The sequence below is a fragment of the Kribbella sp. C-35 genome (genome assembly GCF_046549195.1).
GTDB lineage: Bacteria > Actinomycetota > Actinomycetes > Propionibacteriales > Kribbellaceae > Kribbella.
Window position 1 is genome coordinate 269,153 of record NZ_JAJPWG010000005.1, and the last position, 13,913, is coordinate 283,065.

The window sequence follows — 13,913 nt, forward strand, 5'->3', positions numbered from 1 at the left end:
TCAGGCCGGCCCGACGGCGAGAGTCACGACCCACCGATGCGGTGAGATCGCGCGCGTCCGCGTGAACCCGTGACTCTCGAACGCGGCCATCGGCCCGGTGTGCAGGAACGATCCCGCCACCTTCCGATCGTCGGTCTCCTCGGGATACCCCTCGACAACGCCACCACCAAGCGTGGCGATCTCAGTGAGCGCCCCACCGAGCGCCGCATGGGCGACCCCACGTCCGCGCAGCCCCTTACCGGTGAAGAAGCACGTGATCCGCCAGTCCGGCAGTACGTCGAGGCTCTTCTCGTACAGACGTTTGCTCTTGATCTCCGGCAACTCCTCCGGCGACCCGAACTGACACCAGCCGAGGCACCGCTCGTCGTCGAACACCAAAGCAGCATGGGTACGCCGTTCGCGCACCAGCTCCTCCTTCTCCGCCCGGTTCTGCGCTGCCGTCCGGCCCTTGCCGAGCTTGACGTGGAAGCCCATGCACCAGCAGCCGCCCCAGACCCCGTTGTTCGCCTCGACCAGCTCCGCGAACGCCGGCCAGGTCTCGGGCGTCAACGGCCGGACCGCCAAGCTGCTACTCATACGGCTCACCGTAAAGGAGAATCGCGCCGTTTGTCGGAGTGCTTGGGTAGTGTCCTCGCGTGGACATTGGGGAGCGGATCCAGGAACTTGCCGAGCGCATCGTCGTACTGCGGGACGCCTACTACCGCGGCACGCCGACGGTCGCCGACGCGGAGTACGACGCGATCGAGGACGAGCTGCGGGCGCTCGTCGAGGCCAACCCGGAGCTCGCGCCCGACCCGAACCCGCTGGAGCAGGTCGGCGCGCCGACGGTGCTGCACGCGCCGATCCGGCACTCGCGGCCGATGCTGTCGCTCGAGAAGGCGACACGTCCGGAGCAGGTCGAGGCCTTCTTCAGCCGCTTCCCCGGTCAGTCGGTGGTCGTCATGCCGAAGCTCGACGGCCTGTCGCTGGCTCTCGTCTACGAGAACGGTCGCCTCGCCCGGGCAATCACCCGTGGTGACGGGACCACCGGCGACGACGTGACCCCGCTCGTGCGGGCGCTAGCGGACGGTGTCCCCGACCGGCTCGACGTACCGGATCGGGTCGAGGTCCGCGGTGAGGCGGTCATGTTGCGGTCCACGTTCGCCGCCTACAACGCCGCGCATCCGGACAAACCTTTGATCAACCCACGCAACGCCGCGGCCGGGACGCTCCGTGCCAAGGACGCGGCCACCGTGGCTGAGCGGCGCCTGCAGTTCCTGGCGTTCGATCTGCTCAGCGACCAGGCCGACGCCGATCTCGAGCGCGCGCTGCAGACGATGGGGTTCACGGTCGCCGACATGCGGCACTGCAACGACGCCGCCGCGGCGCAGGCGGTGATCTCCACGATCGAGCAGCAACGCAACGACCTGGACTACGACCTCGACGGCGCCGTACTGCGGCTCGCCGATCGGGACGCGTTCGCCGCGGCCGGCACGCGGTCGAGTTCGCCGCGTGGTGCGCTGGCGTTCAAGTTCGCGGCCGAGGAGAAGACCACGGTGCTCGCCGACGTGGTCTGGGACGTCGGCAAAACCGGCAAGATCGCCCCGGTCGCCTGGCTCGAGCCCGTGTTCGTGGGCGGTACGACGGTCACTCGCGCCACCCTGGCGAACCAGGAGGTGATCAAGGCCCGCGGCATCAAGATCGGCGATACGGTCCTGGTACGCCGGGCCGGTGACGTGATCCCGTTCGTGGCCGGCGTACTCGACGCGTCGAAGCGCACCGGCGAAGAGCGCGACATCGTGCCGCCGAGCACCTGCCCGTCCTGCGAGCAGCCGCTGACCGAGCAGGGCAACAGCCGCGAACTGTTCTGCACCAACGTCTCGTGTCCGGCCCAGACGGTACGGCGGCTGATCCACTGGGCGTCCCGCGCGGCAGCCGACATCGACGCGATCGGCGGAGTCTGGATCGAGCGCCTGGCCGAGGCGGGGATCCTGGAGAACCCGTCGGACTTCTACAAGCTGACGGCCGAGGGACTGCTGGAGTTCGACCGCATCGGCGAGGTCTCGGCCGCGAGGATGATCGACTCGATCGACACGAGCCGGCAGGTCGGGCTGCGCCGCGCCCTGATCGGACTCGCGATCCCGATGGCGTCCGAAGGCACTGCGGCCAGGTTGTGCCGGGCCGGTTTCACATCCCTCGAAGCGGTCGTCGACGCGGGCGAGGACGGCCTGGTCGCCGTGGAGGACATCGGCCCGAAGGTCGCCGCCTCACTGATCGAGCACCTCACCCGCCTCAGGTCCGAGCTCGAACGACTCCGGGCCGCCGGCGTGTCACTCGACGTACGCGAGGAAGACCTGCCGCCGGTGGTGGCTGCCGGCGCACCACTCGCCGGCAAGACCGTCGTCGTCACCGGATCCATCAGCGATCCCCGCTCCGGCGAGAAGGTGGCGCGGCCCGCGTTCCAGCGACTCTGCGAGAAGGCCGGCGCGACCATCGCCTCGTCGGTCTCGGCCAGCACCGATCTGCTCATCACCGGTGCCGACGTGGGCGCCTCCAAACTCACCAAGGCCGAAAAGCTCGGCGTCGAGGTCGTCGACCAGTCCGAGATCTGGCAGCAACTCCAAGCCGCCGATCTTCTCAGCTGACCCCGGTTTGTCGAGGTCCGCCCGTCGGCTCCGATGTCTCGTGCGACAAGAGGTAGCCAAGGAGGCGGACTGAGATGATCGAACGTGACCTGCACCTGGCCGACGGCCGTATTCTGCACAGCTACGACACCGGCGGCGACGGCTTCCCAGTGATGTGGAACCACGGCACGCCGAACGTCGGCGCGCCGCCGGAGCCGCTGTTCGCCGCGGCCGACCGGTTGGGGCTGCGCTGGGTGTCGTTCGACCGGCCGGGGTACGGCGGTTCCACGGTCCACCGGGGGCGAACCGTCGCCTCCGTCGCCGGCGATGCGGCCGCGGTCGCAGACTCGCTGGAGATCGACCAGTTCGCGGTCGCGGGGTACTCAGGTGGCGGGACCTTCGCACTCGGTACGGCGGCTGCGTTGGGCGCCCGCGTCCGCGCGGTGATCACGCTGGCGGCGATCGCGCCGTACGGCGTCGAGGGTCTGGGCTGGTTCGACGGGATGCTGCCGTCCTCGATCGCGGCGCTGAGCAGCGCGGCCGCCGGGGCCGACGTGCGCGAGGCGCTGCACAACTCGGGATTCGACTACGACGCGGGATTCACGGCCGACGATCTGGCGATGTTCGACGGTCCGTGGGGATGGCTGGGGAAGGTCGCCGGTCCGGGGCTCGACGCCGGCCCGTACGGGCAGATCGACGACGACGCGTCGTACACCCGTCCGTGGGGATGCGCGGTCGAAGCGATCACAGCGCCGGTCCTGCTGTTGCACGGTACGGCGGACCGCATCATCCCGGTGGGCCACGGCCGCTGGCTGGCCGCGCACTGCCCGACCGCGACGCTGCGGGTGTGCGAGGGCGCGAGTCACTTCACGATCGTCGAGCACGCCGAGCCTGGACTCGACTGGCTCGCCGAGGTCCTCGGATGAGGCCGTTCACGATCGCCGTGCCGGAGGCAGAGCTCGCCGACCTGCGTCACCGATTGGACACCACCCGGTGGGCTCCGGAACCGGGCGGTGACTTGACCGGGTACGGCGTACCTCGCGGGTGGATCGAGGAGCTCGTCGGCTACTGGCGGGACGGCTACGACTGGCGCGCGTGGGAGGAGCGGCTGAACCGCTACCAGCAGTACACGACCACGATCGACGGCACCAACGTCCACTTCCTGCACGTCCGCTCGCCCCGGCCGGGTGCGCTGCCGTTGATCCTCACCCACGGGTGGCCCGGGTCGGTCGTCGAGTTCCTCGACGTGATCGAACCGCTGACCGACCCGGTCGAAGGTCTCGCCTTCGATCTGGTGATCCCGTCGCTGCCCGGATTCACCTGGTCAGGGCCGACGCCGGACCTCGGCTGGGGACCGCGGCGCATCGCCCGGGCCTGGGCGGTTCTGATGGAGCGGCTGGGCTACGACCGTTACGGTGCGGTAGGCAACGATTGGGGTTCGCACGTCTCTCCGGAGCTCGGCCGCATCGCCCCCGACGCGGTCGTAGGCGTCCACGTGACACAGCTGTTCTCCTTCCCGGACGGCGAGTGGCTCTCCTATCCGCCGGGCACCGAGCCGGATCGCCACGTGTTGCCGGCCGAGGACAAGGCTGCCCTCGACGAACTGCGCGGCCTCCAACGCGAGTCCGGGTCCTACGCACATGTCCACGCTCAGAGGCCACACACCCTCGGGGTCGGTCTGACCGACTCCCCCGTCGGCCTGCTCGCCTGGAACGGTCAGTTACTGCGGGATCTCGACCGCGACACGCTGCTGACTCATGTCACGGCGTACTGGCTGACCCGGACGGCATCCTCAGCCATCCGCATCTACGCCGAGCACCAGCGGCAGATCACGCCGGACAAACCGACCACTGCACCGCTCGCTCTGGCCCAGTTCCCGGATGACCTTCGCTCGATCCGCGCGTACGCCGAACGCGATCACGCGAACATCGTCTCCTGGACCGTGCACGACCGAGGCGGTCACTACGCCGCCCACCAGGCCACCGACCTCCTGGTGCAGGACATCCGCACGTTCTACGAGTTTCGGCTGTCCGATTCCTGACGCCACGCTGGCGCCCGGTGTGCCGGACCGTAGAGGGTGGACGTATGGCGAACAGCACCGGCAAGGACGGCGAGCTGACGGGCTTTCAGGAGCAGGCGCCGTACGACGAATCGATCGACCTCCGCACCGACTTCGTGATGGTCTACGGGCTCAACGACACGACACCGCAGCGGATCGCGCGCTGGCGTGAGGCCGGGTATCGGGTGCACCTGATGACCGGGATCTCCTGGGGTACCTATCAGGACTACCTCGACGGGCGGTGGGACGGCTCCGGCCATTGGGACGACGCGCAGACCGCGGGCGACGGGTCGCCGATCCTGCACGGTGAGAGCACCGACATCCCGTACATGGTCCCGACGTTCACCTTCACCGAGTACCTCGTACAGAAGCTCCGCCCGATCATCGAGCTCGGTGTCGAGGGCATCCATCTCGAGGAGCCGGAGTTCTGGGCGCGGGCCGGCTACTCGGAGTCGTTCAAGCGCGAGTGGCAAGCGTTCTTCGGCGAGCCGTGGCAAGCTCCGCACAGTACTCCCGAAGCCCACTACCGCTCCGGGCAGCTCAAGCAGCACCTGCTCTCGCGCAGCCTCGACCGCGTCACCTCGGTGCTCCGCGACGAGGCCCTCCAGCAGGGTCGGCAGGTGCGCTTCTACGTGCCGACGCACAGCCTCCTGAACTACGCGCAGTGGCAGATCATCAGTCCCGAATCGCGCCTGCGGACACTGCCCTCGATCGACGGCGCGATCGCGCAGGTGTGGACCGGAACGTCCCGGACGCCGAACGTGTACGCCGGGAAGGTCGCCGAGCGCACGTTCGAGACGGCGTACCTGGAGTACGGCATCGCGCAGGACCTCACCCGCGGTACGGACCGGCGAATGTGGTTCCTGCACGATCCGATCGAGGACCACCCGGACCGTACCTGGGAGGACTACCTGGCCAACTGGCAGCGCACCCTCATCGCGTCGCTGCTGCACCCGGGCGTCTCGCGGTACGAGGTGGCGCCGTGGCCGAACCGGATCTTCAACCGCCCGTACCTGCGCGAAGGATCCACCGAACGAGAGCTCATTCCACCGGACACCGCCACCAGCTACCTGATCGCGATGAACAGCCTGCGCGACCTCGACCAGCCCGACGTCCGGTGGGCTCAGGAAGGCCCGCGGATCGGGATCGCGCTCTCTGACACCGCTATGTTCCAGCGGTGGGCACCTGGTGGGGAGAGTGGTCACTACGACGGTCTGCAAGACGCGCTGGCGCTGGAGGGTCGCGAGCAGCTGCACTTCTCCGACTTCTACGGTTTGGCGCTGCCACCGCTGTACGACGGGCAGCGGGTCTGTCCGGTGCAGTTGGAGAACGTGATCGACACCCCCGATGCGTTGGACGACGTCGACGTACTCGTCCTGAGCTACGAGTTCCAGAAACCTCTTGCCCCGGGCATCCATTACGCGCTGGCCGGTTGGGTCAGTCGCGGCGGGAGCTTGCTGTACGTCGGCGACGGCGCGGACCCGTATCACGAGATCCGCTCCTGGTGGACCGGGCGGTACGACACCTGCGCGGACCATTTGGCTGAAGCGCTCGGAGCCGATCGCAAGCACGACGGCGTACAGGCGGTCGGTCAGGGTCGGGTGCGGTTCCTTCCGTCCCGTCCGGCCGACTTCACCGAATCTCCGGAGCGCGCCGCGGAGCTGGTTGCGGCGATCCGTGAGCTGACCGGTGACTCCTGGGAATCAACCAACTGGCTGTCGGTGCAACGCGGTCCGTACCTCATCGGCGCCGTACTGGAGGAGAGCGGCGGCTCACATGTTGTCGAGGGCACCTATCTCGACCTGCTCGATCCGCAGCTCGGTATCGTCCGCCATCGCTCGCTGGGCCCAGGCGAGCTGACGTGGCTCCGCGACCTCACCTACGACGAGGACGCCCTGCTCGCGTCCGCCGGCCGCGTCGTGAACTGGCAGCAGGACCAGTCCACGATCCGCTTCACCTGCGAAGCACCCCGCGGCGTACAGGTCACAACAGCCCTACGCGTCCCCTCCGAGCCCACGAACATCCGCGGCGACATCACAGCCACCCGCTACGACAACGGCATCCTCTGGCTCCACCACCCAGGTGTCCCCACCGGATCCCACATCGAGCTCAGCTTCTGATTCGCTTGCTGGCGGGTTACATCACATAACCCGCCAGCGGGCAGCCTTACATGGTGTGGCGTAGGACCACTGTCACGTGGGTGGTGCCGGCGGGTAGGTGGATGGTCCCGGCAGTTTGGTTGATGGTTGCGCCCTTTGCTGCGACGTACGCGATGTTGTTGCGTAGGGCCGGGAGTTCGAGGCTGTAGCCGGTGGGGCGGGACGTGTTGCCGGTGAGTTGGAGGGTTACGGTCTTGCCGGCCGTGGTCAGTTGGTAGCCGAGGCGGCCGCCGTTCGTGACCGGGTAGTCATTGAGTCCGATCTTCTGCCGGTTGCGGATCCACTCGTTCGGGACGCCGCGCCCGATGATGACCGTGCCGTCGGACTTCTCGGCGATCAGTGAGTCGAACAGGACCTTCGTCGCGGTCGACTGGCCCCACATGTGCTGGTTCGACCCGCCACCTCCGCGTGCGTGGTCGGTGTTCCACGGGGAGTCGGCGCTCGGGTAGTCGACGCCTTCCCACCAGCCGAACGGCCCGCTCATCGTCTTGTCGATCATGTACTGGTACGACTTGATCCCCAGATCGCGATACTCCTCACCCCGCAACGCGGCACTCCCGTACCCGGCGTTGTACGCACTCGAGAAGTACCCGTGCGGATACCCACCGAAGTTGTAGATCGTGTCCGAGATGTCCTTACGCCGCTCGAACCCGTGCGTGTACGTGGCGTCGATCTTGTCGAACATCGTCCCGCTCTGCGCCGCGCCGAACAGGTACCCGTCCCAGGCCCATCGCCCGAACAGGAACATCGAGGCCCAGTTCGCGTCCCGCGGATCCTTGCGCGGACCGGTCTCGTTCGGTTCGACCATCGAGATCGGGATGTAGTCCAGGCCGTACTGCTTCATCGTCTGATCGATGCGGGCGGTCGCCACCTTCAGCAGGTCGTCGTACTCCGCCTTCGCCCACGCAGCCTCGGCGGTCTCCCCGAGTGCCGTGGCGAGATAGCGGTACGTCGTGAGCCCGGTCAGCGCGGACCAGTTGTCGATCGTCCAGTACCCGTGGGAGTCGATCGCGTCGGTCTGCTTGATGATCCCGGTGCCGCCGTCGATCCGGTCGGTCTCGATCGTGTGGGTGTTCTTCTTGATCGTCTCGAACCGGCTGCGGATGAAGTCCTTGTCGCCGGTGCGTTGCAGGTACAGGGCGTACGGCCAGCTGTACTTCCACTTCGCGTCGTCGTACTGCAGCTGGGCCGGCAGCGTCGACAGGTAGTCGCGCGCGTAGGTGAAGTCGCCGATCGTCAGCAGCGTCGACACGATGCCGATCGTGTCGTGGTCGAACATCTCGTCGTACCCGTTCTCGCCGACGTGCAGTTCCTTCGCGCCGTTGATGTCGTCACGGATGATCAGCGTGTAGATGTACCCGGCCTTGTAGGCGTTGATCAGCCGCTTGTCCGGCAGGTCGGTGATGTTCGCGATCGCCGACAGCCGGTTGTTCCAGTACTGGCGCATGTGGCCGTAGTGCTTGTCGAACCCACCGAGCTGCTGGAGCTGCACCGGGGTCGGCCAGTCGTACGTGCCACCGAACCGATCGGCAGCCACTGCATAGTCGCGTACGACGGTCTGCCCGGCGCCGACGGTGGTGTCTTGTGGGTTCAGGGGCGTCAGCAGGTTCGACACCCGTGGCAGCCGCGCTGGTGTGGTTGTGGTGTTGGTGACCGTCATCCGTGAGTACGCGACCTCGAACCGGTTGCCGCCGACAACGACCAGGTCGGCGAAGTTCTCGACCTTGATCGCGAGTCCGTCCTTCGAGTACTCGCTGACGAACGCCGGCAGGTATCCCTCGGCGTTCGACCACTTGATCTTCCCCGGGATGTTCGGCACCCCGAACGTGATCATCGCGTCGCCCCGGCTGCGCAGCCGGTAGCTGCCGTCGATGAAGGCGATCGGCGCGTTCAGATCACCCTCCCAACCGAACGACGACGTCAGCCCCGGGTTCGTGACGGAGGTGTACTGCGCGTTCGCCGCCGACGACAGCGCCTCGTCGAAAGCAGCCTTGAGGAAGGTGTACGCCAGCCGCAGCTCGTCTTGCTGCGCACCGCCATCCCCGAGAGTCGCCGTCGCCGACGCGACCTCGCTGTCCAGTTGACGTTGCGCGGACGCACTCGCGGCGTACACATCGGCCGACGCCGCTTCGGCAAGGGCGTTCTGGACCACCTGGCGGTAGTTGCTCGCGAGCGTTACACCGGCCAGCGTGACGTTGCCGGAGGCATGCGTCTTGCGAGTCACCTGCGCGCTGATCTGCGCCGACTCACCCGGCGCGAGGTTGAGTTCGAACAGCCTGGTGACCGACGGATCGGTGCTGACCAAATCGGTGTTCACGTAGGCCGGCGCTCCGTTGACGGCGACCGAGATCTTCGCCGACGCACGCCATACCCCGGAGACGAAGCGCAGCGTACGCCGCTCCGCTGCCGCCGGGACCGTGAGGTCGTACCCGTAAGGATCGGTGAGGTCGACGTCGGTGCCCGCGCCGTCGGCGAAGAAGATCCCGCCGTGACGCGTGCCCGGCTGGGACGCGGTCGGCGTACCGTTCGTCCACGAATAGCTCACCGGGTTGTCGCTCTGCGCACCGATCGCGGCGCCCGGCTGCCGGTCCGCGACCGCGAGCCGTGGCGTCGAATCCGGTACGCCGGCGCGACGGTTGACCGTCGATCCGTCCAGGTGCAACCAGTCGTCGACGCCCTCGGCGGTCAGGTTCATCGCGACCGGCGCCGCGGTCGTCTGCAGACCGGTCCCGACCGTTGAGAGCGCCGCAGCCGAGAGGGACAGGTTGCCCGCCGCCTGGAGTTTGCTCGCGAACCTGCCCGTCACGACGACGCCCGCACCCGGGCGGATCGTCACGGTGTAGCGCTTGGCAGCCGCCGTACCACTCGCGTTGATCTGCGTCGTGTACGCCGTACCGCTGCCGTCAACCGCCGCGACGGTGACGGCTCCGGTGGCCTGCCAGATCCCACCCACGAACACCAGGCGTCGTGGCGAGTCTGCGGCCGGAACGGTGATCCGGTACCCGGCATCGTGGGCAGTCGCGTCGCCCACGGTCGTCGTGTCGTAGTTGAACACACCTCCCGTGGTGACCCCCGACGCCGCGGACGGTCCGTCCGACCAGCCGAACGAGATCGGGCTGTCGTCGAGCGTGGTCCGGCCGCCGTCAGGGTTCAGGTCGTCGACTGTGATCGCCTGCGGTACGCCGGCCTTGCGGTCGATCCCCGTACCGGTGACATGGACCCAGTCCAGGTCGCCGTACGACGTCAGATCCATGGCGCCGCCGACTCCGCGACCGTTCGGGAGGTTCTCGACGTTCACCACGAACGGGTCGGCGGCCGGGGCGGGGATCACTGCGGTCACCACGAGCGCTGCGGCGCCTAGCACCGCTAGCAGTCTGGTTCCGTGCCTCATCTTGGGTCCCTTCAGGAGGTACGCGGACGTGGTCCGGGCAGGCTGGATCCGCGGACCACGAGTTCCGGTTCGAGCAGGACGTGTTGCGGCGTACGGGGATCGCCGGCCATCAGGTTGTCGATGGCCTGGATCAGCTGCCGTCCGACCTCGTCGATCGGCTGGCGCAGGGTGGTCAGTCCCGGACTCACCAGAGCCGCGGTCGGCGAGTCGTCGTACCCGGTGATCGCGACATCGACTCCGGGACGCAGGCCTCTTTCGTGGAGCGCCCGCATCACGCCGAGCGCGAGCGTGTCGGAGGCACAGACCAGGGCGGTCGCGGGACGCGAGGCGTCGAGCATGCGGTGTGCGGCCTGGCAGCCGGCTTCGAGAGAGTCCACGACCGCGGCCTGCAGGTCGGTCTCGAGTTTCCTTTGACGGCACGCGTCGAGCCAGCCTTCGCGGCGGTCCTGGCCGAGCTCGGACTCCGCGAGCCAGCCGATGTGGCCGATCCTGGTGTGTCCTTGCGCCGCGACGTGGTCGGTTGCGGCGCGCGTACCGGCGCGGCCGTCGACGTCGACCCACGCCAGGCTGTCGTCGCCGTCCCAGGACCGGCCGAACGACGCGAACGGCACACCCCAGGAACGCAGCGCGGCCACCCGGTCGTCGTTGTGATGCGTCTCGGCCAGGACGAACGCGTCGATCGAGGTCTTCTTCAGCAGGTCCCGGTACGCCTTGATCTCGCCGGCCGGGCCGTCCTCCGCGTGACACAGGATGAGGTGGTAGCCGGCCGCGACGGCGGCCGCGTTCAGCACGTACAGGAAGTCGTCCATCAGGAGCGACGCCTTGTCCGGGCGGGACGGCCGCATCTTGAACGCGATCAGCGACGAGCTCCGGTTGCGCAGCGCGCGCGCCGAGAGGTTCGGCTCGTAGCCGAGTTCCTCGACCGCGGCCAGGATCCGCTTCCGGGTCTCCGGCGCGAGCCGATCGGGGTTGTTGAGCGCGTTCGACACCGACTGCGCCGACACCCCTGCGTGCTGCGCGACCTGCGCAAGCGTCACATGCCCATGCGGAGCCGGCCCCCGACTGGTGTGCTGCGGCACCATCCCGCCTCCTGCCTGATATTAACGTTAAAAACAACGCCTGCAAGCTACTGAGTCACCAGGTACGCCGTCAATAGCTGAGCCACGGCTAGAACTTTTAACGCTAATGCCACAACCTCAGGCACGGCTCCACCTGAGGCCCGCTACTGGTCGAACCGACGCCGACGATCGGACCAATCTCCGGCACTCCACCCAACGGCACCCAACGGCACCCGGCGGCAGCGCGTGGTTCGACTAGGTGTTCCCCTCGTGCGACGTCGCTGGCGTTGAGCCTCGGTGCGCTCACCTACTGGTGCCGCTGGTCTCGCCGCCCGGGCATTCGGCCTGAAGCCCTCCGAGTACGGCGGGGACTCAGCGGGGGCTCATGGGTCGATCCGGTGGGTGCCGTTGGGATCGACATGGAACGTGAACCCGTGCGGCGTCGTCCACTCGAGCGTCCTGTAGTCGACCCGGCGCACGCTCCAGCCAGACGCGTGAGTCTTCACCCGGTGCCCGAAGCGACCGAGAGGAGCAAGATTCGTCGTACTCGTCTGGCCGGCGGGTCCGTGCGGGTCGTAGGGCTCGATGTGGTCGAGGTCGATCGTGTTGGTGGTTTCACGGTTGCCATACGGAAACAGTTCGACGGGGTGGGTGAATCTGACCCGGTCGCGGATGCGGGTGGGGATCTCGTAGGCGTCGACACTCACGGCGTCGTTGAGATCGATCACGGGCTTGACGGTGTAGGGGCCATAGCCGATGAGTTCGGTGAGTTGAGCCGCGAGCAGCGGCCCGATGGATTCGGCACGCACTACACCGGTCCCGGTGGCCAGGGTGTGGTCGGTGAGATGCACGACCACCTCGGTTTGCCCCGGGCGCACCTGTCCCTTGGTTCCGTCGGTCCGGCCTGCCGGTCGCGCCGGTGCACCAGGGCACGCCAGCTCGGCCGGACCGCCGGGTTCGGCTGGATCGCGCGGCCTTTCTGAGCCGCCCGGGCCAGGTGTTCCGCTCGGGTCAGCGGGGCGGCATGGGTCGTGCGGGCCGGCGTGGTTGGCATGGTGGCTGGGGTTGGCAGGGTGGGCCGGGTAGCTCGGGTTGGCGTAAGCGTCCTGCCTTATCTGCGCGAGCCGGGCGCGGAGTGACCGCAACGCGGCAGCATCCATCGCCGAACCCTCTTCAGGTTCGTTGCTCGCGCCCGCGGTTGGTGTTCGCCGGTCGAACGGGTCGGTCAGCGGATCGGGGTCATCGGGCGCGGCGACTTCCAGCCACGGATCGTCCGGCGGCCCGAATGGCTCCAGATCAAGCGACCCAGGAAATTCAACCGACCCTGGAAGTTCAAGCGAGTCCGTCAGTCCGCGAGCCTCCGAGCCTTCCTGCACCACCTCGTCGCCAGGCACAACCACGTCCTCCGGCACCACCACGTCGTCTTGCAGCACCACGTCGTCCGGCACCACCGTGTCGTCCGGCACCACCGTGTCGTCGGGCGTTGCTGGGTCGTGGGGTTCGTGGTTGGTGGCTGGCTGGGGTTTGGTGGGGCTGGTTGCCGGGCCTGGCGGGGTTGACTGGGTGGGCTCGGTTGACTGGGGGTGGTTGCGGGCTTGGGTGAGGAGTTCTTGGGTGAAGCGGGGGTCCGGGAGGATGTCGATGGCTTCGGCGCGGCGGTGTTGGACGGTGCGGGTGTCGCCGAGTTTCTTGAGGGCTTCGGCGATGTCGGTGATGGTCGCGTTGAACCGGTTGACGGCTGCGGCAGGCGCTTTGATGTAGACGGTTTTGTTGCCGTGGCCATCGCCGCGGCCGATGTGGACACCGCGTTCGTCGGCGGCCTCGGCGCTCTCTTGGGTGGCGCGGGCGGGGTCGGCGTGTTTGCGGGCAGCGCTGACGATCTTCTCCAGCCGGTACGGCGAGATCGTGTCGATCACGTCCGCGACTTTGTGGTCGACGTATTCCGCCGCCGGGTGGTCGAGGTTCGTGCACGCCCGGACGATCTGGCGGGCTTTCCACGGGGTGGCCTCGCCGGCCTGGATGCGGGCCCAGGTGCGGGGGAACCGGTGCCGTAGGGCGAGGGCGTCGGCGAGCAGGTCACGGCCCGCGCCGGGCGAGACTCCGATCACGATCGCGAATTCGGCGATCGCGAACTCGGCGATCTCGGGGCAGCCGTCGCCGCCGAGGACGACGGCGCGTTCGCGGCCTTCATAAGCGCGGCGAGTGGGGCGAGGCGCGCAGGTCGAGGGGTGGAAGCGGTCGGCGTAGATCTGGGCACATTCCAGTAGCCGCGCGTCGGCCAGGCTGGCCACCGTGCGGGACGCTGCGGCCTGCTCCAGCAGGTCGCGCGTCGGGAGCGACTCCAGATCTGCCTCGAACATGTATTCGATTCTATGTGGTCAAGAGTTGGAGCTCAAGCCGACTCCGGCCGCGATTTCCTTATCCACAAGGGGAAACGTCACATGTCGGGCGTGCCGGGAAACGTGTATGCGGGAGTTGCGAGTCGGTGGTGGATGATCCGGAAGCTGACGCGAGTGACCGGGAGCGCAGGGGCGGGCCGACCGCGCCACGTCTACGCTGCGCTGACCGGTGCAGGACGGTGCCGTGCAGGACGGTGCCGTGCAGGACGGTGCCGTGTATGGCGCTGCGGTGGCGTGGGGGTGT

At 68.0% G+C, this 13,913-nt stretch carries 8 protein-coding genes; 4 read left to right on the forward strand and 4 right to left on the reverse strand.

Annotated elements, in window-relative coordinates:
- A complete protein-coding gene (locus ACLJOO_RS31730; protein ID WP_410791234.1) occupies positions 1-576 on the reverse strand; it encodes a GNAT family N-acetyltransferase in 576 nt (191 codons plus the stop codon).
- 59 nt (positions 577-635) lie between these two features.
- On the opposite strand from ACLJOO_RS31730, the gene ligA reads away from it, so the two are divergent.
- From ligA to ACLJOO_RS31750, 4 genes are all read left to right on the forward strand, one after another.
- Positions 636-2,624 carry an NAD-dependent DNA ligase LigA gene (gene ligA, locus ACLJOO_RS31735; protein ID WP_410791235.1) on the forward strand — a complete coding sequence of 663 codons (1,989 nt, stop codon included), beginning with the start codon at positions 636-638 and terminating at the stop codon, positions 2,622-2,624.
- Between the two features lie 74 nt (positions 2,625-2,698).
- On the forward strand, positions 2,699-3,529 hold the full coding sequence (locus ACLJOO_RS31740; protein WP_410791236.1) for an alpha/beta fold hydrolase: 831 nt from the start codon (positions 2,699-2,701) through the stop codon (positions 3,527-3,529).
- A complete protein-coding gene (locus ACLJOO_RS31745) occupies positions 3,526-4,644 on the forward strand; it encodes an epoxide hydrolase family protein (protein WP_410791237.1) in 1,119 nt (372 codons plus the stop codon). The genes ACLJOO_RS31740 and ACLJOO_RS31745 overlap by 4 nt, the downstream gene beginning before the upstream one ends.
- A 44-nt stretch (positions 4,645-4,688) precedes the next feature.
- Positions 4,689-6,782: a hypothetical protein gene (locus tag ACLJOO_RS31750; protein ID WP_410791238.1), complete on the forward strand. Its 2,094-nt coding sequence runs from the start codon at positions 4,689-4,691 to the stop codon at positions 6,780-6,782.
- A gap of 46 nt (positions 6,783-6,828) precedes the next feature.
- Here ACLJOO_RS31750 and ACLJOO_RS31755 read toward each other — a convergent pair whose 3' ends face one another.
- The 3 genes from ACLJOO_RS31755 to ACLJOO_RS31765 form a co-directional block, all read right to left on the reverse strand.
- The gene (locus tag ACLJOO_RS31755; RefSeq protein WP_410791240.1) at positions 6,829-10,212 is read right to left on the reverse strand and encodes a sugar-binding protein; all 3,384 of its coding nucleotides are present in this window, start codon (positions 10,210-10,212) and stop codon (positions 6,829-6,831) included.
- 11 nt (positions 10,213-10,223) lie between these two features.
- A complete protein-coding gene (locus tag ACLJOO_RS31760; RefSeq protein ID WP_410791241.1) occupies positions 10,224-11,294 on the reverse strand; it encodes a LacI family DNA-binding transcriptional regulator in 1,071 nt (356 codons plus the stop codon).
- Between the two features lie 359 nt (positions 11,295-11,653).
- Positions 11,654-13,630, reverse strand: coding sequence for a DUF222 domain-containing protein (locus tag ACLJOO_RS31765; protein ID WP_410791242.1), 1,977 nt, complete (start codon positions 13,628-13,630; stop codon positions 11,654-11,656).
- Positions 13,631-13,913: the final 283 nt, after the last annotated feature.

Coding starts and splice junctions, on each gene's coding strand:
- ACLJOO_RS31760 (WP_410791241.1), bottom strand. CDS start 11,294: ATGGTGCCGCAGCACACCAGTCGGGGGCCGGCTCCGCATGGGCATGTG.
- ACLJOO_RS31750 (WP_410791238.1), top strand. CDS start 4,689: ATGGCGAACAGCACCGGCAAGGACGGCGAGCTGACGGGCTTTCAGGAG.
- ACLJOO_RS31765 (WP_410791242.1), bottom strand. CDS start 13,630: ATGTTCGAGGCAGATCTGGAGTCGCTCCCGACGCGCGACCTGCTGGAG.
- ACLJOO_RS31730 (WP_410791234.1), bottom strand. CDS start 576: ATGAGTAGCAGCTTGGCGGTCCGGCCGTTGACGCCCGAGACCTGGCCG.
- ACLJOO_RS31740 (WP_410791236.1), top strand. CDS start 2,699: ATGATCGAACGTGACCTGCACCTGGCCGACGGCCGTATTCTGCACAGC.
- ACLJOO_RS31755 (WP_410791240.1), bottom strand. CDS start 10,212: ATGAGGCACGGAACCAGACTGCTAGCGGTGCTAGGCGCCGCAGCGCTC.
- ACLJOO_RS31745 (WP_410791237.1), top strand. CDS start 3,526: ATGAGGCCGTTCACGATCGCCGTGCCGGAGGCAGAGCTCGCCGACCTG.